At 38.7% G+C, this 21,474-nt stretch carries 20 protein-coding genes and 1 pseudogene; 9 read left to right on the top strand and 12 right to left on the bottom strand.

Annotation, left to right across the window (positions count from 1 at the left end):
• Positions 1–3: 3 nt before the first annotated feature.
• The 3 genes from Q3W56_RS13775 to ydfH form a co-directional block, all read right to left on the bottom strand.
• Positions 4–2,178, bottom strand: coding sequence for an MMPL family transporter (locus Q3W56_RS13775; protein ID WP_302895881.1), 2,175 nt, complete (start codon positions 2,176–2,178; stop codon positions 4–6).
• Positions 2,179–2,292: 114 nt separating this feature from the next.
• Complete coding sequence (ydfI, locus tag Q3W56_RS13770; RefSeq protein WP_302895880.1) at positions 2,293–2,934, bottom strand: two-component system response regulator YdfI; 642 nt, start codon at positions 2,932–2,934, stop codon at positions 2,293–2,295.
• Complete coding sequence (gene ydfH, locus Q3W56_RS13765; RefSeq protein ID WP_302895879.1) at positions 2,927–4,150, bottom strand: two-component system sensor histidine kinase YdfH; 1,224 nt, start codon at positions 4,148–4,150, stop codon at positions 2,927–2,929. The genes ydfI and ydfH overlap by 8 nt, the downstream gene beginning before the upstream one ends.
• Positions 4,151–4,409: 259 nt before the next feature.
• Between ydfH and Q3W56_RS13760 the strand changes: the two genes are divergently transcribed.
• The 3 genes from Q3W56_RS13760 to Q3W56_RS13750 all read left to right on the top strand — a co-directional run bounded on the left by Q3W56_RS13760 (position 4,410) and on the right by Q3W56_RS13750 (position 5,285).
• The gene (locus Q3W56_RS13760) at positions 4,410–4,580 is read left to right on the top strand and encodes a hypothetical protein (protein ID WP_302895878.1); all 171 of its coding nucleotides are present in this window, start codon (positions 4,410–4,412) and stop codon (positions 4,578–4,580) included.
• Positions 4,577–4,756: a hypothetical protein gene (locus Q3W56_RS13755; RefSeq protein ID WP_302895877.1), complete on the top strand. Its 180-nt coding sequence runs from the start codon at positions 4,577–4,579 to the stop codon at positions 4,754–4,756. Before Q3W56_RS13760 ends, Q3W56_RS13755 begins: the two co-directional genes overlap by 4 nt.
• Positions 4,757–4,841: 85 nt before the next feature.
• Positions 4,842–5,285, top strand: coding sequence for a carboxymuconolactone decarboxylase family protein (locus tag Q3W56_RS13750; RefSeq protein ID WP_302895876.1), 444 nt, complete (start codon positions 4,842–4,844; stop codon positions 5,283–5,285).
• A gap of 39 nt (positions 5,286–5,324) precedes the next feature.
• Here Q3W56_RS13750 and Q3W56_RS13745 read toward each other — a convergent pair.
• The 5 genes and pseudogenes from Q3W56_RS13745 to Q3W56_RS13725 form a co-directional block, all read right to left on the bottom strand.
• Positions 5,325–5,637 (bottom strand): annotated as a pseudogene (locus Q3W56_RS13745) (GNAT family N-acetyltransferase); the annotation flags it as partial.
• A 214-nt stretch (positions 5,638–5,851) separates the two neighbouring features.
• Complete coding sequence (gene arsC, locus Q3W56_RS13740; RefSeq protein ID WP_302895875.1) at positions 5,852–6,271, bottom strand: arsenate reductase (thioredoxin); 420 nt, start codon at positions 6,269–6,271, stop codon at positions 5,852–5,854.
• Positions 6,272–6,286: 15 nt separating this feature from the next.
• Complete coding sequence (locus tag Q3W56_RS13735; RefSeq protein WP_268399316.1) at positions 6,287–7,594, bottom strand: arsenic transporter; 1,308 nt, start codon at positions 7,592–7,594, stop codon at positions 6,287–6,289.
• A 12-nt stretch (positions 7,595–7,606) separates the two neighbouring features.
• Positions 7,607–7,921, bottom strand: coding sequence for a metal-responsive transcriptional regulator AseR (locus Q3W56_RS13730; RefSeq protein WP_302895913.1), 315 nt, complete (start codon positions 7,919–7,921; stop codon positions 7,607–7,609).
• Positions 7,922–8,386: 465 nt separating this feature from the next.
• The gene (locus Q3W56_RS13725; protein ID WP_302895873.1) at positions 8,387–9,259 is read right to left on the bottom strand and encodes a YitT family protein; all 873 of its coding nucleotides are present in this window, start codon (positions 9,257–9,259) and stop codon (positions 8,387–8,389) included.
• 651 nt (positions 9,260–9,910) lie between these two features.
• Here Q3W56_RS13725 and bslB point away from each other — a divergent pair.
• Entirely contained in the window at positions 9,911–10,435 is a 525-nt protein-coding gene (gene bslB / locus Q3W56_RS13720; RefSeq protein ID WP_302895872.1) for a biofilm surface layer hydrophobin BslB, read from the top strand.
• A gap of 300 nt (positions 10,436–10,735) precedes the next feature.
• On the opposite strand, the gene pdxR is transcribed toward bslB, so the two are convergent.
• Positions 10,736–12,124 carry a MocR-like pyridoxine biosynthesis transcription factor PdxR gene (gene pdxR, locus Q3W56_RS13715; protein ID WP_302895912.1) on the bottom strand — a complete coding sequence of 463 codons (1,389 nt, stop codon included), beginning with the start codon at positions 12,122–12,124 and terminating at the stop codon, positions 10,736–10,738.
• 154 nt (positions 12,125–12,278) lie between these two features.
• Between pdxR and Q3W56_RS13710 the strand changes: the two genes are divergently transcribed.
• On the top strand, positions 12,279–13,142 hold the full coding sequence (locus tag Q3W56_RS13710; protein WP_302895871.1) for a DMT family transporter: 864 nt from the start codon (positions 12,279–12,281) through the stop codon (positions 13,140–13,142).
• Between the two features lie 139 nt (positions 13,143–13,281).
• On the opposite strand, the gene Q3W56_RS13705 is transcribed toward Q3W56_RS13710, so the two are convergent.
• Entirely contained in the window at positions 13,282–13,692 is a 411-nt protein-coding gene (locus Q3W56_RS13705) for an Lrp/AsnC family transcriptional regulator (protein WP_302895870.1), read from the bottom strand.
• 257 nt (positions 13,693–13,949) lie between these two features.
• Between Q3W56_RS13705 and Q3W56_RS13700 the strand changes: the two genes are divergently transcribed.
• Positions 13,950–14,711, top strand: a complete 762-nt coding sequence (locus Q3W56_RS13700; RefSeq protein ID WP_302895869.1) for an MBL fold metallo-hydrolase — start codon at positions 13,950–13,952, stop codon at positions 14,709–14,711.
• Positions 14,712–15,211: 500 nt separating this feature from the next.
• Complete coding sequence (locus Q3W56_RS13695; protein WP_302895868.1) at positions 15,212–15,886, top strand: hypothetical protein; 675 nt, start codon at positions 15,212–15,214, stop codon at positions 15,884–15,886.
• Positions 15,887–16,088: 202 nt separating this feature from the next.
• Here the strand turns inward: Q3W56_RS13695 and Q3W56_RS13690 are convergent, their stop codons facing one another.
• The gene (locus Q3W56_RS13690) at positions 16,089–16,682 is read right to left on the bottom strand and encodes a YdeI/OmpD-associated family protein (protein WP_302895867.1); all 594 of its coding nucleotides are present in this window, start codon (positions 16,680–16,682) and stop codon (positions 16,089–16,091) included.
• A gap of 217 nt (positions 16,683–16,899) precedes the next feature.
• On the opposite strand from Q3W56_RS13690, the gene Q3W56_RS13685 reads away from it, so the two are divergent.
• On the top strand, positions 16,900–18,075 hold the full coding sequence (locus Q3W56_RS13685) for a delta-aminolevulinic acid dehydratase (protein WP_302895866.1): 1,176 nt from the start codon (positions 16,900–16,902) through the stop codon (positions 18,073–18,075).
• 171 nt (positions 18,076–18,246) lie between these two features.
• Positions 18,247–19,197: a DMT family transporter gene (locus Q3W56_RS13680; protein WP_302895865.1), complete on the top strand. Its 951-nt coding sequence runs from the start codon at positions 18,247–18,249 to the stop codon at positions 19,195–19,197.
• A 44-nt stretch (positions 19,198–19,241) separates the two neighbouring features.
• Here the strand turns inward: Q3W56_RS13680 and Q3W56_RS13675 are convergent, their stop codons facing one another.
• Positions 19,242–21,416 carry an anthranilate synthase component I gene (locus Q3W56_RS13675; RefSeq protein ID WP_302895864.1) on the bottom strand — a complete coding sequence of 725 codons (2,175 nt, stop codon included), beginning with the start codon at positions 21,414–21,416 and terminating at the stop codon, positions 19,242–19,244.
• Between the last annotated feature and the right edge of the window lie 58 nt (positions 21,417–21,474).

Genomic DNA, 21,474 nt, shown 5'->3' with positions numbered 1-21,474 from the left:
CTATTACATGATTTGTTTCTTCTTTTGTTCATGATCTATTTCTGGCTGTATTTCCTTCGTGAGTTGATGCCCTTCTATGTCCACATTCGGAATAATCTTGTCTAGCCATTTCGGCAAATACCAGGCTGCATTCCCCATCAGCTTCATGACACTTGGAATCAGTGTCATTCGTACAATAAATGCATCAAAGAGCACACCAAAGGATAGAGCCAATCCGTTTGCTTTAATAGACGCTTCACCAGCAAAGATAAATCCTGCAAAAACGAATATCATGATCAGGCCGGCTGCGGTGACAACAGGACCGCTGTGTTTTAAACCAGCTTGAATCGCTTGGACTGAATTTTTTGTTTTCACATATTCTTCACGCATTCTGCTTACAAGGAATACTTGATAATCCATGGCTAATCCAAACAGTATCCCAATAGATAAAATTGGCAAGAACGCGAGTATCGGCCCTTTTTCAGGTATTTTGAAAAAGTCGATGAGATTACCGTCTTGTAAAACAAATACACAGGTTCCAAGTGTGGCTGTCATCGTCAATATGAATCCTGCAACAGCAACAAGAGGCACAAGCAACGAACGGAATACGATTGTCAGCAATACAAACGCAAACCCAACAATGAGCACAGCAAACACCGGTATCGCGTCATTAAGGCGGTCTGAAATATCAATATTCACTGCAGTCGATCCAGTAACGAGCAAATCTACCCCGTTTTTATCTGATAAGCTGCGTACATCCTTTACCAGGTCCTTCGTTGCCACATCATTTGGGCCTGTTGTTGGAACTACCGTAATGATGGCAAAGCTCCCTTCTTTATTAGGCCTTGCAGGAGTGACACTTGATACATGGTCCAGTTCCTTTATTTCTTTCACTGCATCTGCGAAGGCTTCCGCCTTATTTTCTGTCACACTTGTGGCATCCGCTACGATTGTTAATTGGCCATTAAATCCTTCGCCAAAACCGTCGGCAAGCATGTCATAAGCCCGGCGATCTGGATTATCCTTCGCTTTCATCCCTGCATCAGGCAAGCCCAGCTCCAAATGCATAGATGGGATACTAATAATAAGCAAAATGAGAATGCTGCATACACTTAACATGATAGGATTTTTTGTGACAAAGCGTCCCCAGACATTTGTTTCAGCTTTTTGTTTTTCTTTTTTCTTGTTTGATTTCGGAACCATCCTTTTTCCCGCTGCCGACAAGACGGCAGGCACAAGCGTGATTGAAGCGAGAACAGCCATCAGTACGGTAAGCCCTGCTGTCAGCCCCATTGCAGACATAAAAGGAATGTTAACGACAGTCAATCCGCAAAGTGCAACGATCACAGTAAGTCCGGCAAAAACAACTGCACTCCCAGCTGTTCCTGTCGCTCTCGCAATTGATTCATTTTTTTGTGCGCCTTCGCCTAAAAACTGGCGGTGCTTCGTAAAAATAAATAAAGCATAATCTATCCCAACAGCAAGGCCAATCATTCCAGCTAATGATAGACTGACGGAAGCAATATCGAATACTTGTGTCCCAATCAACACCAGTCCAATACTTACACCTAAACCAATTAGCGCAGTTAAAATCGGCAAACCTGCTATTAATAAGGAGCCGAATGTAATGGCTAAAACGACAAAGGCCAAGATAATGCCGACAATTTCAGATACGCCGCCTATCTCCATCTCGGCTCCTGGTATATCTCCGCTTAGCTCCGTCTGCAAGCCCTCAGCATCAGCTATTTTCAAACTGTTTTTTACATGTTCGATAGAGTAATCTTTTATATCATCTGCTGAAGATGTAAACTTGATGTCAGCATAGGCAACTGTGCCGCCTTTCGCGATTGTTCCTGTCACAAAAGGACTTGCAATTGAGTCTACGGAATCATCTTTATTGATTTCCTTGAGCGTATTTTCGATTGCTTTTTTGGCTGGCTCTGCTGTAAGTTTCTCTCCATCTTCAGCTCCGAAGATCACCCGTATGCTCCCTTTATCAGGGCCGTGAGGAAATTCTTTTTGAATGACATCCATCGCTTTTTCCGAAGGTGTGTCAGGTATGGACATATCCTCAGAAAAACTTGGTTTTAACGTAATTGCAAGACCTATCGAAGCAACTAACACAACGATCCACGCGCATATTACTTTTATGCGATGGCAAGCAACCCATCCTCCTAATTTATATAACATTTTTGACATAATAATCTCCTTTCAACACATTGCTTGATCATAATCTTTCTCATTGTAGCGGACAATGAAATAAAAAAAACGTACATTCGGGCATGTACGTTTGGGCAAATTTCAAATTTGATGTTATGTGTCTAATGTCAGAATGCCTCTTTGCATGGCAATCGTCACGGCTTCCGTTCTTGAATTCGCGCCTAATTTATTGTAAATGGACGTTAACCTGGACTTTACAGTTCTCTCTGAGACACCCAAGTCAAAGGCAATCGCTTTGCTTTTGAGGCCTTTAGCAATTGCTTTTAAAACAATGACTTCCTTTTCTGTCAGCTGCGTATCACTGCTCTGCTTTTTCATCCGCTCCAGTTGGATTTCTTGCAGACGTTTTAAGATATCAGGCTGCAACAGCACGTTTCCTCTTATTGCTGCATCCATTGTATGAAAAAGGGTTTCTGAACTCGTATCCTTCAATAGATATCCTTTCGCCCCTAATTCAATTCCTTCGATCATGAGATGATCTTCATTATACGTAGTCAAAATAATGATGGGGATGTCGTGTTTTTCTTTGATTTGTTTAATGGCTTCTAACCCGCTCATCTCTGGCATATACAAATCCATGAGAATAACATCCGGTTTTAATTCATCTGCAAGGCGGATTGCTGATTTGCCGTTTTCCGCCTCTCCTATGATGGTGTAGTGATCATTCGTTTCAATTAAAAGCTTCAGACCTTCCCTCACCACAAGGTGGTCATCAACGATTAAAACCTTATTCATCTTGCATCTCTCCCTGAATTGGTACAGTGATCTCAATTTGTGTTCCTTTAGATTTTGCACTCTTTATATTGAATTGGCCTTTCATTGCTCTGACGCGTTCTTCTATGCCGAGAAGCCCATAATGTCCTCTCTTTTTCTTGCCCTTTTCTACATCAAATCCTTTGCCATTGTCCTTCACAGTTAAATGGAGCCTTCTCTTATCATCATCCCAAATGGATACCGAGATCGTATCTGCTTCAGCATGCTTTGCTGCATTCGTTATGCACTCCCCAATGATGTAATAACAGTTTTCAGCTGTACGAACGTCTAACACCTGATGTAATCTGTAGTCTAAAAACACACCCATGCCTGTCGACTCTTGAAAATGATCCAATAGTGAAGTAATTCTTTCTTTTAAAAAACCGATTTCTTCTGATTTGCTGCGTAGATCGTCAATCGCTGAACGCGCGTCCGCTAATGTACCTCTCACTCTTTTCATTGATTGTTGAATGATTTCTTTTGCTCTCTCTATGTTGCCATTGGCGAGATGAACATGAATCGCATCCAGCTGCATATTTAAACTGACCAGCCCTTGAGCAAGCGTATCGTGTAAGTCCCGGGCCATACGCTGTCTCTCGTTTTGCAGCGTCAGCTGTTCTACCTGCTGATGAGCCAGCTCCAGTCTTTCAAGAGTCAGCTGCGCTTTTATCTTTTCATCAACTTGGGAAAAAAATGTAGCAGCATAAGTAATAATCACGATCATAATAGGTACGGCAATGACAAGAAAATGCAAGTATTCACCTTTGTGAATCTGATTTGGTACATTGATTGACAGCAGAAGCAATAAATAAAGAATGAGGAACGTCTTTCTTCTGTCTGCCATTCCTATAATCTGTCCAATCAAAAATGCATAAAGGCCAATGAGGATCAGCACTAAAAAGCCAGTCATGAGATTAGCAAGTGTAAAAGTGATAAAACCTTGTACGACGAAATACAGAATCACCCTTTTCTTAACCCAGCGGTATGAGTGCCAATGCAGCAAAGCAAAAATGGCGGTCAATATTGTAAACACATGAAGCAATAAAATAGACCAGCCCTCATTAAGAAATTGCAGCACGATAGAGGCTATATAGATCATGAGAATAAAAGCCAGGCCCGGCACTCTGAGTGCAAGCATATTTAATGCCCGCCTATCATGCGGGTAGTATTTTTCTTTGATAGGATTCATTATCTGCAAACCTCATCCACTTCCTTTACCAATTTAACCGAACAAAGACTAATGAAAATCGAACCCATTTCATTGAACGTGCAACATACATTTATCCAATCATTTTATAGGAAGAGAAGGAACACAACAATACCAAGGTGCTGTGAACCATTAGATGTTCGCATTGCCCAAAGGTACATAAGCATTCTGCCTTTATGTACGTTTTATCTTTTCAACTTTACATTTAAAATAATGAGGAACTCACTATTCATTGAAGGAATGATCATCATTGAAATCGATTGATCTCACCATTTTATCATTAAAAAGAAAAGGAATTCGAACTGAGAAAGTATTAAGAAATCAGTGCCTTGATCGATTAAGCAATGTGAACGAAAAAACAGACGAGCATAGAAACAAAAATGCTCAATCAAAGAGAACGTGTAAAGAAAAAGAGGAATGAATATGTATTGGTTTTTAGGTGTTTTTTTATATTTTCTAATTGGTACTTGTATATTCATTGGGGTCATTAGAGACAGTCACTCAGATTCATGGATACTCCTTGCATTAGCAGCTCCTCTCATCATTGTTGGCTATCCTTACTTTTTTTCTAAGCAGCTTCTTGCCAAAAGATCGTGAAATAGACGCCATACGAACTGTACATTGGTAAAATGATCAATGCCGGGATACAATTTATGTATCTTAAGGAAAGGAGTCTTGCCTTATGAGTCAAAGAGTATCCTACTATGATGTTGCACCTGAAGGTATGAAGATGATGATGGATATGGAGAAATACACGAAACAATCTTCAATTAACCGAACGACGAGAGAGCTAATTAAAATCAGAGTTTCTCAAATAAACGGCTGTGCGTTCTGCTTAGATATGCATACTTCTGATGCCCGCAAAATGGGGGAAACGGAACAGCGAATTTACTGCTTACCTGCTTGGAATGAATGTGATTTTTATTCACCTGAAGAGAAAGCAGCGCTCGAACTATCTGAACACATCACGCTCATTCCATCTAAAAGGGTTCCTGATGAGCTATATCATCGAGTGCGGGAACATTATGATGAAAAACAATATGTTGACCTAGTTCTCATCATCAATCAGATAAACAGTTGGAATCGCATCTCTATTGCAATGGGGAATCAAGCAACTTCAAGATAATGAGAAGGAGTAAGATTGTAACGAATCTTACTCCTTCTTTCTCATTATTGTTTTCATGACCCTATCCCATATATCGTTAGAAGAAAACAGGGTAAACCGTCTTGTTGATTTCGCTTGTTCTTCATAATATCCTGCAATGAAATTATTAAAAGCTCGATTCCCTTGGTCTCCTGCAATAAAATAAATTCCTGATTCAGTCCCTATAAAAAACGATCTAGGGAATGTTTGGTCATCGACATAAACGACTCCCGGAATGGTTTGTTCTAATATTGAATAGACAAAATGTCGGGCAACATGTTTCATCAATCAATGTTTTTAAGCCGTTATATTTTTCTTTTGTTAACTCCTGCAAACTGACAACTCCCTTCAAACAGCGTCTCCTTCAAGGTTCTGTTACCAACATCAAATTCCCTCTACCACAAGCTAAATAACTTCGCTTTTAAACGGACAGCTCATGGATCACAGACAAGTTAAACCCAAAAAACAGGTGCCTGCGCTTAGCCCGCAGACACCTGTTAAACAACACATTTATATAAACCAAAGGAAAAGCTGAGTATATCTATTTTTTATTCCCCTGTTTCAGCAAACTGTTTTAAGCGTTCTCCAATTTCATCACGGACTCTTTGGAAGAATGCCCATTTTTCTTCGTCTGTTCCTTGTGCTTTTGCCGGATCATCAAATCCCCAATGCTCGCGTTTTACATGCGGCGGCGTCATTGGGCATTTATCAGCTGCATCACCACAGAGAGTAACAACTAAATCAGCATTGTTTAAAATGTCCGGATCAATGATATCTGAAGTTTGATTGGAAATATCAATACCCGCTTCTTTCATTGCTTTGACAGCATTAGGGTTTAATCCATGAGCCTCGATTCCTGCGCTGTACACGTTCCACTTGTCACCAAGGTATTCTTTTCCCCACCCTTCAGCCATTTGACTGCGGCAAGAATTTCCAGTGCATAAAAAATAGATTGTTTTCTTTGACATATTTATCTTCTCCTTTTAGAAACAAGAATGGATAATCATCAGCCATAGATACAAGCCGACAAGTGTAATCAATAATGTTGGGATTGTCAGAATGATTCCTGTTTTAAAGTACGTGCCCCAGGAAATCTTCACACCTTTTTGTGAAAGGACATGGAGCCATAATAGTGTCGCCAAGGAACCAATTGGCGTGATTTTAGGTCCTAAATCTGAACCGATGACATTTGCATATATGAGCGCTTCTCTCATCACCCCATGTGTATCTGTGCCTGCAATAGCCAGTGCATCAATCATGACAGTTGGCATATTATTCATAATGGACGAAAGAATCGCCGCGATAAAGCCCATTCCAATTGTACCTGCGAACACCCCTTGGTCAGCGACGGCTTGAATCACATCTGAAAGAACATCTGTCAATCCAGCATTGCGGACACCATACACGACAACGTACATGCCAATGGAAAAGAACACGATAGCCCATGGTGCTCCTTTCAATACTTTCTTTGTCTGAACGGCTGGGCTCTTTTGTGCTGCAATTAAGAAAAAGATGGCAATGATACCCGCTACAACTGATACAGGAATAGAGAAAAATTCACTTGCAAAGTATCCAACTAACAGCAGGCCTAAGATATACCATGATAGTTTGAACATGTTTTGATCTTTTATGGCTTCAACAGGTTTTTTAACCTCTGTCAAATCATAACGTTTTGGTATGCTTTTTCTAAAGAAAAGGTAAAGTACAATGATACTCGCCAGTAACGAGAACAAGTTCGGGACAATCATTCTGGATGCATAATCAATAAACGTAATATGAAAATAATCTGCTGAAACGATGTTGACCAAATTGCTCACGACTAATGGAAGCGAAGTCGTATCTGCAATAAACCCGCTGGCAATGATAAAAGGAAAAACTAATTTTTCATTGAAATGTAATGCTCTGACCATCGCTAATACAATCGGTGTCAATATAAGTGCTGCACCGTCATTTGCAAAAAATGCGGCGACGATAGCTCCTAATATAGATACATAAACGAACATCCGCACACCGTTTCCTTTTGCAGCCTTCGCCATATGAAGCGCTGCCCATTCAAAGAAACCGATATTATCGAGGATTAACGATATAATAATGATGGCCACAAATGCCAATGTCGCATTCCAAACAATGCCTGTCACAGTTAAGACATCATGAAAATTGACAACTCCGGCTATTAGAGCTAAAACAGCGCCTCCACAAGCTGACCACCCTATAGACAAATTTCTCGGCTGCCATATGACCAAGACCAAAGTTACTAAAAATATCAATACCGCCAAAATGACTGAAGTCAATCTAATACCTCCTTACTGGCAAGACGATTGTGTTTCCTTCTGTTTGATGCGCTTTAACAATTCGTCATCCTGATCGATTTGAAGTAAAAGAAATTGCAATGTAGCAAACTCAGGACATGAACTATTTATTGAATAATACCGCCATTGCCCTCTTCTATCCTCATTTAGAAATCCCGCATTCTTTAATTTTCGCAAATGCTGGCTTATGGCAGGCTGACTCATTTCAAACATATCAACCAATTGACAGACACAATACTCTTTTTCAAGAAATAATTTCATCATCACAAGCCTTGTTGGATCACTAAGTGTTTTTAAACAACGGGTCATCGCTGCAACGCCTATTTTTGAACCATTAATCAAATGACCCCCTCCTTCAAATCAATATATTGAAATCATAAAGATCAGCAATTCAATTCCTTAGATTACTCTGCCATTATATAAGTTTTTATTTATATAAACAATTGTTTATGTCGAATTAAAGATGAAATCTTCACTTTGTATATCCCTTAGCCATTACGGCATATAGCCGCATTCATTTATTCCTCTATTATATAAACCAGGCAGTTTACAAAATGAAAAAAATCCTGTCCGATAAGAACAGGATTTTCACTATTGCCTTGATCACTAATTCCATTAGTGCAATATTCAGCATAGGAAGGCGGAAATGCAATGCCTACTATTTTGGCATATGCTTTTTGCCAACTCACTTATTGAAAATAAGGATTATCCGTAGAGAACATGACTGGTGTCATGTCTAATCTTCCGAGAGCTATCGTTAAAAAGATTATTTTTTTAATGATGATTGACTCTTCTAAAATTGCTGCCCTTCACTTCAGCTACGTCATAAACGGTAACAAACGCTGTTTTATCAATATCATTAATAATTTCCTTTAGTTTGGTTTCTTCTAAGCGGTTAATGACACATGTGATTTCTTTAAATTTCTCGTGGGAAAATCCCCCGTAAGCTTCTTTGTATGTGGCGCTTCGGCCTAATTGATCACGTATGGTCTCTACCATCAATTCAGGCTGAGTTGTAATAATTTGGAACATTTTAGAGCCGCTTAAGCCTTCCTCAACGACATGAATGACTTTTGATGCAATGTAGTAAGCGATGACCGAAAGTAATGCCCCTTGTAAGCCAAATACTATGGAAACAAAAATAAACACAAAAAGATTTAAGAACAGAATGAGATCGCTTGTTCCGAATGGCAGTTTTCGGGATAACAGCACAGCCAGCATATCAATTCCATCTAACGCGCCGCCATTTCGCAGCGCCAACCCCATTCCGAATCCTAGGATAATCCCGCCGACAACGGTAATTAACAAGGTATCTCCCTCAATGATAGCTGCTGTGTGGTGGAAAACACTTGTCCCCGCGGCGAGTGATATGATTCCAATAATAGATAATAGTGCAAAGCCTTTGCCAATTTGTTTATACCCTAACCAGACAAATGGAATGTTAATAACAGCAATTAAAATTCCCAGCGGTAGATTAAATAGTTGTGATCCAACAATGCTTAGACCTGTCACCCCTCCATCAGAGACACTGTTTGGAATTAAGACTGTTTCTAATCCATATGCCGCTATAATCCCACCGATGATAACCATAATGATTTGGAATATCATTTTTATTTTGAATTGCTTTTGTTTTTTTGTTGTCTTCATGCGATACCTCATTTCAAATATATTCTTATTTTAAATATACCATACATTTAATTTTTATCTGAAGGATTCAACACGGATACCTTTTCACTAATTGTGGAATTTCTCTGATATCTTTCTGATATGCATCAGCATGCTTACAATATTGTATATTATGGTTTATCCGAATCCTAATTATGAAGGGCAGTCAATATTGACCCTTCAAATGCCCCATTCTTTCTAATTTTATTATCTGTGTTTTTATTTAATTTCCGTAATAATACAGTAGAAAATATTCAGCTAAGTTAATTTATTTGCTATATTTTCCCTACACAAAGTAAAATTTCACTAAAAGACACTCTAATTGATATCAGATATCACCTCGCACTGAATCTTTATACCCAACCAACAAACAAGACCATTAACTTATTTTATGCTTTCTAAAGAGGTATTTCTTCTTCAAAAACAGGTATTTTGCACCTTTCGAATTTCATACGCATTACCAGAGAAATAAAAATTATAAAATTCCAAAAAAATAATTTACTTTCATAGAAAATAATGCTAGATTAATTTTAAGAAAAAGATAAGGTAATTCGCGAATTATGACAAACTACTCTTTTTCTGCAGAGGACGCTCTGACTAATTTCAACAGTGATCTTGAGGGGGAAAAATGTCATGTTAAAAAGAACTTCATTAATTTCTTCTTTATTCATCAGTTCAGCAGTCCTAGTTTCAGTCTTGTTCCCTGGACAAGCCAATGCGCAAGTGTCATTAGAAACAGGAGGACATGTAGAGGCTTCATCTAACACAGATTATCAAACGAATTTGCACGCATCTATCGAAGCAAAAACGATTGACAGCAGCACCGAATGGACAACTTCGGATATTGAAGTGACATATAAACCAAATGCTCTTCTCTCACTTGGTACTGTAGAATTTATTCTTCCTGAGGGCTTCCATGCGAATACAAGAGATTCCATTAACGGAAGAACACTTAAAGAAACTCAAATATTAAATAACGGGAAAAAAATTATACTTCCACTTACGCTTGACCTGTTATCAGCTACTGAATTCAAACTAGTCATGGTTCGCAAGACACTTCCGCGGGCAGGCTCATATACTATTACAGCTGCTGTTACAAAAGGGCTAGAGTTGGGCAGCACATCTGCTGAAACACAGGTGGTTATTAACCCCCGTTAATCTTTTCTTACGTGATTCCGTTTTCCTAAAGGGTAACATTCATTTGTTGCCCTTTTTTATTTTTACATCAAAAGCATACCACGGTTGCTACCAACTGTAGTATAAGCTTTTAAACCCCACGCATGCCAGCCAATCTCAGTTCCGCGAGAACCGTGTTCATTAAATTCTACGCTACTTGAAGCAGTATTATTTTATTTTTATAGTTATTGTAACAAAATAATTCGATGTGAAAAGATTTCTAATCAATACATAAAAAGAGGGCCATTAACGTTCCTCCTGAATAAAGTAGCTGAAAGCTCCTTATATCTCCCAAGCAACTCTCAGTTTTTTGATGCCTTCTCGTATGTTGAATTCAGAAACCCCCGCAAATCCAAGTGAGACCGTTTTTGTAGGAGGATGGTCTTTGTAGGAAAGAGATACAGGATAAATTTTCACTCCATATTCCTTTGCCTTCTCAATTAACTCTTTTTCACTAAATGGCAAATAAACGTCAAGTAAGATGCGAAGTCCAGAGTTTTCTCCGCGAATTCTGACATGCTCCCCCAATTCTTTTTGCACCGTGTCTAGTAAGATGGCTCTTTTTTTACGGTAAAGCTTTCTCATCCTGTTGATGTGTTTTTGCCACTCTCCATTTTTTATAAAGTCGGCTAGCGTGAGCTGACTGTGGCAGGACACCGTTTGCTTATATAAGGACGTGATCTCATGGCCTTTTTTTATAAGAGGCGAAGGAAGAACCATATAGCTGATACGCAGCGAGGGAAGAAGAGACTTAGAAAAAGTGCCCATATAAATGACACGATGATGCTGGTCAAGCCCTTGCAAGGATGGGACCGGCTGTCCTGTGTATCTAAATTCCCCGTCATAATCGTCCTCTATGATGAATGATTGATTTTCAGCCGCCCATTTGAGCAGTTCAATTCTTCTGTTAATCGTCATAATGGTTCCCAGCGTAAATTGGTGAGAAGGCGTGACATATACAAGGTGTGGCTGCTGTTCTTTAATCTTCTGTATACAGATTCCTTCATCATCGACTGGTATAGGAAGAATATTCATACGATTGGCTTCAAAAATCCTGCGTGCTCTTGGATAACCTGGGTCCTCATATCCTATCAAAATATTCGGCTCAAAAACCTGGCACAGGATTTGCAGGAGAATAGGGTTCCCGGCAGCTATGATGACTTGTTCAGGGGCACAATGAACACCGCGTGATTGATACAGGTACTCTGTAATGAGCGTTCTCAGCTCAAACTCTCCTAAAACATGTCCCGGCCGATAAAGCTCGTGGCCATATTGGTCTAAACTATTGACCATGCTTCTTCTCCATGCGGAAAAAGGGAAGTAAGAAGAATCTACATTTCCATAATGAAAATCAATCCATTGTGTAAGTTCTTGTGCTTTTTCTTTACTTGGTGCGCTTGGTATTTTACGATAGGCAAAATCAGAATCATGATAATCAGCAAACCAACCGCTTCTTGGCTTACTCACGATATAGCTCTCAGCAGCAAGCTGTTCATAGGCACGTTCTACAGTCGTTTGACTGATGGAAAGCTGACTCGCCAGGAGTCTTTTTGAAGGGAGCTTCATTCCTTTTTGAATACGCCCCTGATGCATGTTTTCTTTGAAATAGCGGTAAAGCTGCTGATAAAGCGGAATATCCAGATTTCTATTCAAAAAAGGCGTGATATCCATTTGCACGTTGTTCTCCTAACTGGTATGTATTTTTTTATGAAAACTGGCTGTTTATAAAAGGCCAATTCCAGTTTATAGTCATTGTAATCCTTAGATACTGGTTTTGTTAAGAAAATCCAGATCATGAAAAAGACATAAATTTGGGGTGATTGCAATGAACAAAACTACAAATGGCTGGATAAATGGTTTTATAGGCGTACTTATTTTCAGTGGCTCGCTGCCTGCAACCCGTTTAGCTGTGTCGGACTTCGACCCGCTGTTCCTCACCGTATGCCGTGCTGCGATCGCTGGTATATTGGCTGGAGGTCTCCTTCTCATCTTCCGGCAGCAGCATCCTGCCAAAAGAGACATCATTTCACTACTGGTGGTAGCATTCGGCGTGGTGATCGGTTTCCCGTTGCTGACAGCCTTAGCGCTTCAGTATGTCACATCTGCACATGCCATTGTTTTCGTTGGGCTTCTACCGCTTGCGACGGCGATCTTCGGCGTCCTGCGCGGAGGCGAACGCCCCCGCCCAGTTTTCTGGATTTTCTCTGCGGCTGGCAGCTTACTAGTAGCAGGATTCGCTCTGATCCAAGGGGGAGGATCATCCCCGATCGGCGACGCATACATGCTGGCTTCTATCGTCGTATGCGGTCTTGGTTATGCAGAAGGTGCTAGGCTTTCTCGGCGTCTGGGGAATTGGCAGGTAATCTCTTGGGCTCTTGTTCTATCGATACCTCTTATGCTGCCTTTGTCGTTCTTTTTTACACCGGACTCATGGTCAGGCATTGGCGTTCCTGCGCTGCTCAGTCTTGCCTATGTATCCTTATTCAGCATGCTGATCGGCTTCGTGTTCTGGTATCGAGGTCTTGCCCAAGGCGGAATTGCGGCGGTTGGGCAGCTACAGCTTCTCCAGCCCTTCTTTGGACTGTTGCTTGCGTCAGTGCTTCTGCACGAGAAGGTGGGCTGGACACTCGTTGCAGTGAATATCGCTGTTATCGTGTGCGTGGCTGCTGCTCGGCGATTTGCAAAGTAAGGCAAACCTTTAGAGTAAACTTCAAAAATACATGAGGGCAAAAAATACCAAGGGCCAGTAACCCTTGGTATCACTCAAGAGAGGACTTGATCCCCACAGGTTATCCCCGCTTAGCCCTTATAAAAGTGAAAAGGGTCTTTTATTTGTTAATCACAATCGATAATTTATAATTGACATGCTTGTTTAATTCCACTAAAAATTGATCTAATATTTCATTAGACGGAAATTTGCATTCAAGAAGATAACAGCCATCCCCGCTAATTTTATAATTATTGATGACATATTTGTCTTGTGTTTTGATAAATGACAGATATGGATGATGATGGGTGCTTTTCGTATAGATATTAAGCAAAGCATGTATATAACACCCTAATTTCACTTGGTTCACTTTGATTGTGTATCCCTCAATTACCCCGTTATCTTCTAATTTAGCAACCCTCAAGGCAGCTGCTTGCCCTGTTAAATGAACTTTCTCGCCTAGTTCCTTCATCGTAATACGGCTATTTTTAGATAACTCTTCTAGTATTTGCATGTCTGTGTGATCCAACATGAAATCAAATCCCTTCGATATCCAATTAAAAAAATCATCCTGTTTCATCATCTTTCTATAAAGGCGCAATCCAGCACATGACTTTTCAATTCGCTTTTTTTAATGTACCCCTATTCTGCCTTAGTGACAATTTATACAAGATAAAATACATATTTTCAAAAATCAAGTCAATCGACAAAAAGACTTGGTTTGTTCCATGTATTTATACAGCGGCTACATGTAAACTATACGCATATTAAAGAAAAGGAGTACTATACATGAACATTCAACAAATTCGTAATGCGACACTTGTTATCAAATATGCAGGCAAAACGTTTTTAATAGATCCAATGTTAGCTGAGAAAGGTGCTTATCCTCCATTCCCAAATGCGCCAAGGCAGGATCAAAACAATCCTTTGGTTGATTTGCCGACTTCTGCCGACAATATTATTCATCATATTGATGCTGTCATTGTCACTCATTTACATGATGATCATTGGGATAAGGCAGCTAAAGACTTATTGCCAAAAGATATCAAGCTGTTCTCCCAAAATGAAGAAGATGCTAAAGAAATCCGAAATGCCGGTTTCAAAAATGTCGAAGTGTTAACAAAAGACACAGTCTTTGAAGGCATTCAATTAATCAAAACCAAAGGCGAACACGGAAGAGGAGAAATATTAAAACTTACAGGGCTTGTATGCGGTGTTGTGTTCAAACACGAAAGTGAGAAAACGTTATATATCGCCGGAGATACAGTCTGGTATGATGCGGTTCAAGAAGAGATTGAAACACATCAGCCGGACATCATTGTAGTGAACGGCGGCGATAATCAATTCTATGAAGGCGGTTCTCTCGTCATGGGTAAAGAAGATATCTATGAAACGTATAAGGCTGCTCCAAACGCAAAAATCATCGTAAGCCACATGGAAGCTGTAAACCATTGGGGATTATCAAGAGAAGAATTAATAATGTTTATTCATGAAAAAGGAATCCCCTCTCATGTCTTAGTGCCTGATGATGGCGAATCATATTCATTTTAAATGTTTATTTAAGGACAGGGGGCATAATGTCCGTTGAGCATGACATTCTCCGTCAGTTTGGCGTTTCTGCCTGAAAAAGCTAGTGAGAGAAATAAGAAAATCATTTTTACTTAGTGATCAAGCAATGCTTGGTCTCTTTTTTATATCCTATCCCACTCGTTCCAAAACTTTGAAGTTCATACACTGACTCCTAATGGTGCACTAGCTACATGTCAAATTATTGATGAAACAAGAAAACAACAAACATTGCACAGCTCTAAATGGTAGTTCCTTGATGAAAAATGGCAACTCTTTCATCAAGAAAAAAAACGAATTAAGATTGGTTATTCTAATAGAGTTGCTGTCACTTCCTGCGATGCCTCCGTAACATGGACAAGATTGATCCAAAAACGGTTCTTTTTTTTAACAAATTTCAAACGATCATCACTATTTGATGGTAATATTTAGATGAATGACTTTTATATGAAGCTGAAAGCTAGTTGATGGAGAGGAATGAAAGAATGAGGAAACTCGGAAAGATATTTTACTGCAATGCTGCCTTGCTGCTGATCGCCTTATTGCTTGCTGGATGTACGGGCAGTAAGAATGAAGAATCAAAACAACCTTTGAATACTGATTCTGCTGTACAATCTGAAGAAAATCACAATAAGACTGAAGACAGCGACATAATAGGCAAAGCTCAATCAGAGCCAACAACAGAATCAGAAGTATCCGCAACAGATACATCAAGCGAAATCTCTTCAGAAGAAGTAAAGAACGCGGAGAAAGGCAAAGAAAACAATGTATTGGCAGCATATTCTTCCGAGAAAATCGAATATGCCCGAGTATGGCTGCAGCTTGGGCCAAATCAAGAGATAGATGAATTGAATGTTCGACACATTTCAGCTGGCGAACTGATCAATCCTCATGATGACACCAGTGCCAGCTATCCAGAAGATGTGATCCAGTTAGCAGGTTCTCGATTAGTGGATGGATCAGTCACTTATCATGGAAATGGAGATGGCACGATTCATGTATACAATGTCCCTTTACGTTGGGATTCCGCCGATGATTTAGATCAAGGCGTCATGCAGGAAGTGACTGAGAATATCATTAAAAATGCAAAAAAGGTATACGTTGATCCAAGCGACATTGAAAAAATCAAGCGACTCATTGATCTTATGAACATTCATTAATGAGTAAACAGCGGCTAACACATATCACTTCAATTTATTAATATTTGGGCCTTGATTACTTTTAATTAAGGATTTTTTACACATTACTCGGCACCTCAGCGTATGTATTTTTCAATACACACACTCATTTTTGCTGATTTTTTGATTTTAGGAATCTGAAGCATTTCGAGTAACTAGTAAACGTAGAGTTAATGGAAAATGACTAATCCTTTAATCCCTTTCCATCGAGAATTTTTTGCACATATTTTTCAACCCTCGCCTCTCGGGTTTTGGATTGTTTGGCTTGAGAAAAGTGAAGAATGTATGCTCTTTGCCGCCCTGGAGTCAATGCTTCAAAAGCCGTTTTCAAGGCAGAAATTTCATCGAATTTATTTTGAAGTTCTTCAGGAATTTTATATTCTGGCTTCTTTTTTAAATCCACTCCCAACCCGGCTTTTTCAACTTCAATGGCTTCATGAATATAGGCTTTCAAAATCGTTTCCATTTCATCAATTTCTTGAACATTGGTGAACCGAATTTGGCGTGCCGCCTGTACATTCTCCGTTTGTTGAATGAGAATCCGATGGGTATCCTGTAACAAGGCGCCTTTGTGAAACAGAAGCGCACAATATTCTTTAAATCCATGTATTAAAACGATGTTCTTATTATTAAGCGTGTAACAAGGATGCTTCCACTTCAATTCTTCGGTCAGCTCGCAGGCAAGAACAATAGCTCTCAGCTTCTCATATTCTTCCTTCCACTTCTTCGCCTTACTTAAAAATTCATCAACCTTAGGATTCATTCTGCTATTTGTCATCAGAGTCCCTTCCTTCCGAGCAGTTTGCTATTTCTTTTAACTGAATACTCAAAACAGGTTCATAGGCTTGGGCTTACATTTCATCTCCATTTTTTAATCACACTCATGATTATTCTTGTTCGACATCTCTTTTCCCTGTCTAGATTACAATTAAGGTGAAGATTTGCAACAAGAAGAGAAAGGCTTGGTCAACAAGCTTCAATAAAAACGACAATAGGTGGTTTATGGACAATCCCCCCCAAGTTTAGTTATGGTATTAGAACATGTAGAATTTAATAAAGCTGTTCGCGGGAAAACATCTAGAAGACTTACTCAAGAGTTCGAGGTCAACATAAATGCAGACAAATTATCACAACCAATTGATGTTGATGTTTATTTGCAGGGAAATACCGTTAGAGAAATGAAAAACATGGACGATTATCCTTTCCGTTCTGTTGAAAACTCACTTGAATTTATTAAAGAATTAAAAACCTATGGGATTCATTCTATAACCCTTCGTCTTGTCGGTAAGCCCTCATATAATGACTGGAATGTATATGACGTTTTAAGGGATCATGTTAACGCATTTAAGAACATACGTGCATGTTATCCTAAGGGTACTCTACATATAACAGTCGATCCATTCAGTATTGGATTAAATGAAGACGGAACGTGGGGTATAAAAAATAAATCCGGACAATTGGATTATCTTGAAACTATTGAACTCATTTCTAATATCTCCATGAGTTTTGGTAAAGCAGGAACTGACTCAATTTTAACTTTGGGAAGAATTGAAGGTGAGGTAGAAGTAACAAAAAAAGTGTTAGAAAAGATTGAATCTGACACAACAATCACTTCTTTTTCACAAAATACAGAAACTAAAAATGCTTATATGTATTTAGAGAATACACCAGCACGCTTGGATACAGGTCAAAAAATTTTAGTCGGAAATGTCACAGAAATGAATTTACATACACTTATTGATATTTATGAAGGAACCAATACTATTATCGTAAAACCAATTGAAAACTTCCATTTAATTACCCTTACCTCACTGTTTTTGAAAGATAAATATAAAATCATAGATTTTTTAACTTCAGAAAAAGTAAAAAATACACTAGAATATCATCCTTCTATGAGAGAAAAAGTCTTAGATATCCTTTTCAATATTGATGACTTTTTTGCAAAATGTAAAGAAGTCAAGATTGGTGGATATACTGTTTCAGGGACTTATTATTTACACAAAAGCTTTGAGAATGAAAAGGGTAAGAACTTTTCATTTGGTGTTATTGATGAATTATTAAAAAATGCCATCTCAGCTTCAGATTCTTGTATATCTACTATAATCGATCGGAATGCACTTTGGTATTTGAAGCAGAAAGATGAACAACTTGCTGAATTAAATAAGAAATGAATCATAAGATTCATTGACTTCCGTAACTTGTAAATTAATAATATTAATAGAAAAAAGTATATTATCAGAATAAAATTTGCCCTTGCTTTGAACACCTTGCGCTAAATGCCAGGGTGTTTCATTTCTTATAAAAATAAGAAAAATATAGAAATTAAAAGAAAGGTGTCAAAAATGAGCAATATTGAAGTTAATTATCAATTAAAACAAAATAATCAGTTTTTCATAGGGATGTTGTTTATGATTTTTGGTACAGTGAGTTTTGCATCAAAGTCAATTTTTATTAAATGGGCCTACTCCTATGGCGCAACCCCAGAAGCAACGTTATTTTTCAGGCAAATTATTGCAACACCACTTTTTTGTATAATTTTATTTTCTTATCGTTCAAGATTGCCTGAAAAACCCACAAAGAAAGGTGTTATTAAAGCAGGAATTGCTGGTCTACTTGTTTTTTTTATTTCTCCATTGTTGGATTTTATTGGGCTTCATTATGTTTCAGCTATTGTAGAACGAATGCTCGTCATGAGTTATCCGATTTTTGTATTAATTTTCTCATTTTTCAGCAAAAAAGAGAAAGTTACGATACAAGATGTCATTACTATCATTGTAGTTAGTATAGGAATCTTTTTATCCATTGGTGGCTGGAATCTACACGCACTGAATGCTAACTTTTTTGGTGCATTTCTAATACTTCTATCCTCAGCAGTTTATGGACTTTATCTAGTCCTTTCTGGTCAATTAGTTCACAAAATAGGAAATATCCGAATGAATGTATATGGTATGTCATTGGCGAGTATGGTAATGGTGCTGTTTTTATTCATAAGAAACGGGCTTGGCTATCAGACAAAATTGTTTTCGTTTCAACCATCCGTTTATGTACTTTTTTCTATCATTGCCGTACTTACAACTGTAGTTCCTTTTTTATTTATGTTGGAAGGAATTAAACGAATTGGAGCAGTTAGAGGGTCTTTAATTTCAATGATGGGTCCAATCATTACAATCATCTTTGGAGCATTATTCTTAGGCGAGCGTTTAACAATTATTCAGTGGATAGGATGCTTCATTGTCCTAGGTATGCTTACATTTGTAGAAGCCAAGAAGATCAGATTAAAGATGAAGACTTGACATATCCAAAGCCTCCCTAGCATTTGGGAGGCTTTGGTTCTTCTCTATTTAATATAATGAATAACGTTTTTTATAATTGTCAAACCTACTTGATCATGGGCTGACATTATGGATTCGGGATGGAATTGAATGGCTGCGATAGGAAGATTTCTATGTTCGATCGCCATCACAATCCCTTCTTCAGATATAGCTGTCACTCGAAGATCTTCAGATATTGATTGAGCAAAAATTGAGTGATAAAGACCTGCTTCAAATTGACGGGGCACCCCTTCAAAGATTTTGGAGGTTCCCTTTAAATGTATACTCCTCTTCCTGCCGTGCCTTGGTTCTTCTAACACGTCAAGTGATCCCCCGAAGTATTCAACAATCGCTTGAAGTCCTAAACAAACACCGAATATAGGAATATGTTTGCTTATACATAAATGAATTGTTTCGCTCGTCATAAATTCTGAAGGAAGCCCTGGACCAGGCGAAAGAAAGACTAAATCAAAATTCTTTTCTTTTAAGACTTCAAGAGCATATTTATATCGCATCGTGATCACATCAGCTCCAAACTGCCTTAAATAATTAGCCAGTGTATGAACAAATGAATCCTCATGATCAACTAGAAGAATTCTTTTAGAGGAAAAGACATTGTTTTCTGGACACTTTTCTCCTCCTGCTCTCCTTATATCCCCTCTAATCGCTTTTTTTAGAGCTTGTGCCTTTAATTGTGTTTCTTTTTCCTCTTCTTCTGGAATAGAATCGTACAATAAAGTGGCACCCACCCTGATTTCTGCCTGATTTTCCTGCATGTATATCGTTCTAAGTGTCAGACCGGTATTGATATCCCCATTAAAAGAAATGTGTCCAACTGCCCCCCCATACCATTTACGGGGTGCTTCTTCATGCTGTTCAATCCATTTCGCCGCAGCCCTTTTAGGAGCTCCTGTAATTGTTACTGCCCACATATGTGTGATAAAGGCATCAATGGAATCAAAATCAGGTTTTAACTGCCCTTCTATATGATCCACTGTATGAATCAAGTGAGAATAGATCTCAGGCTGTCTTCTGCCAATGACCTTGACTGTCCCGGGTACACAAATTCTCGATTTATCATTTCGATCCACATCCGTACACATGGTAAGCTCAGACTCATCCTTTTTAGAATTCAGCAACTTTAGGATTTGCTCCGCATCTTCTAGTGCATTCCTACCACGCTTTATTGTGCCTGAAATCGGGCAGGTTTCTACCCTTTTCCCTTCGACACGGACATACATTTCAGGCGACGAGCCAACTAGATATTCTCCACCCAAATTAATGATAAACCCGTAAGGACTAGGATTAATTTGCTGTAGTCTCATAAAAACATCAGACGGTTGATCTGTACACTTTTCATAAAAGCATTGCGTCGGTACAACTTCGAATAAATCACCTTTTTTAAAAGACTGAGTGGCAGTTCGGACCAAATCAGCATATTTCCCATCGACATACGCTTTGGGTTTGATTTTTGAAGCTGGTTGTTCATCTTGAAAATACAATTGATCACGTGCCAATTCATTTGTGTTATACGTTTTATACGAAAATTCATATTGCAATTGATAAGCTGTTGACAGCCTGTGATCGACTATTAAAATTTCGTCAGGTATATACAGCAGCAAGTCATTTTGGTTTTCATTTCGTTTATGCTTTTTTTCTATAGGGTCAAATTGAAATATAAGGTCATAACCAAACGCACCATAAAAACCAAGGAAGGAATCCTCCTGGGAAAAAAACAAACTCATTATATACTTTATTAAGGTAAAAATAGACGGTTGTTTACTCCTAATTTCCTCAGAAAAGATTCTTTGTGAAGCAGTAATCTTCCCGTTTAATTCAATGTCTTTTTCTAAAGTGATACAGATTCCCTCGAAACTGGACAGGTGGTCATTTAAATACTGTAAAAGTAATTTCCCTCGATTATTTAAAGCGCGTATTTTAAATGAATCCTTGAACGAACTTAACTCAATCGGTGGATTGACAAAGCCCATATCCCAACGCGAGTAACGGCCTGGGTACTCATAACTGCTTGAGAATAAAGCCCCTTTTTTCGAATCAATACCTTTTACGACGGTATCAACTTGCTTGGCTGCCGCTGTAGGATCAAGCAATTTCTGAGTCCGGATGATTTGCAACCCATTTTTCGTGAAATATTGCTTTTGTCCGTTTTCTGATGCTGTAAAATCTTTAAGAATGCTCATGTCTAGTTCCTCCTTTAAAATTTACAGGAGAAAACTGAGCTAAACATTATAAGGGTTT

Origin of the sequence: Bacillus sp. C28GYM-DRY-1 (assembly GCF_030519405.1) — a bacterium.
GTDB lineage: Bacteria > Bacillota > Bacilli > Bacillales > Bacillaceae > Bacillus > Bacillus spizizenii_A.
The sequence above is the reverse complement of the archived record's forward strand: the minus strand, read 5'-3'. Positions and strand labels throughout refer to the sequence as shown.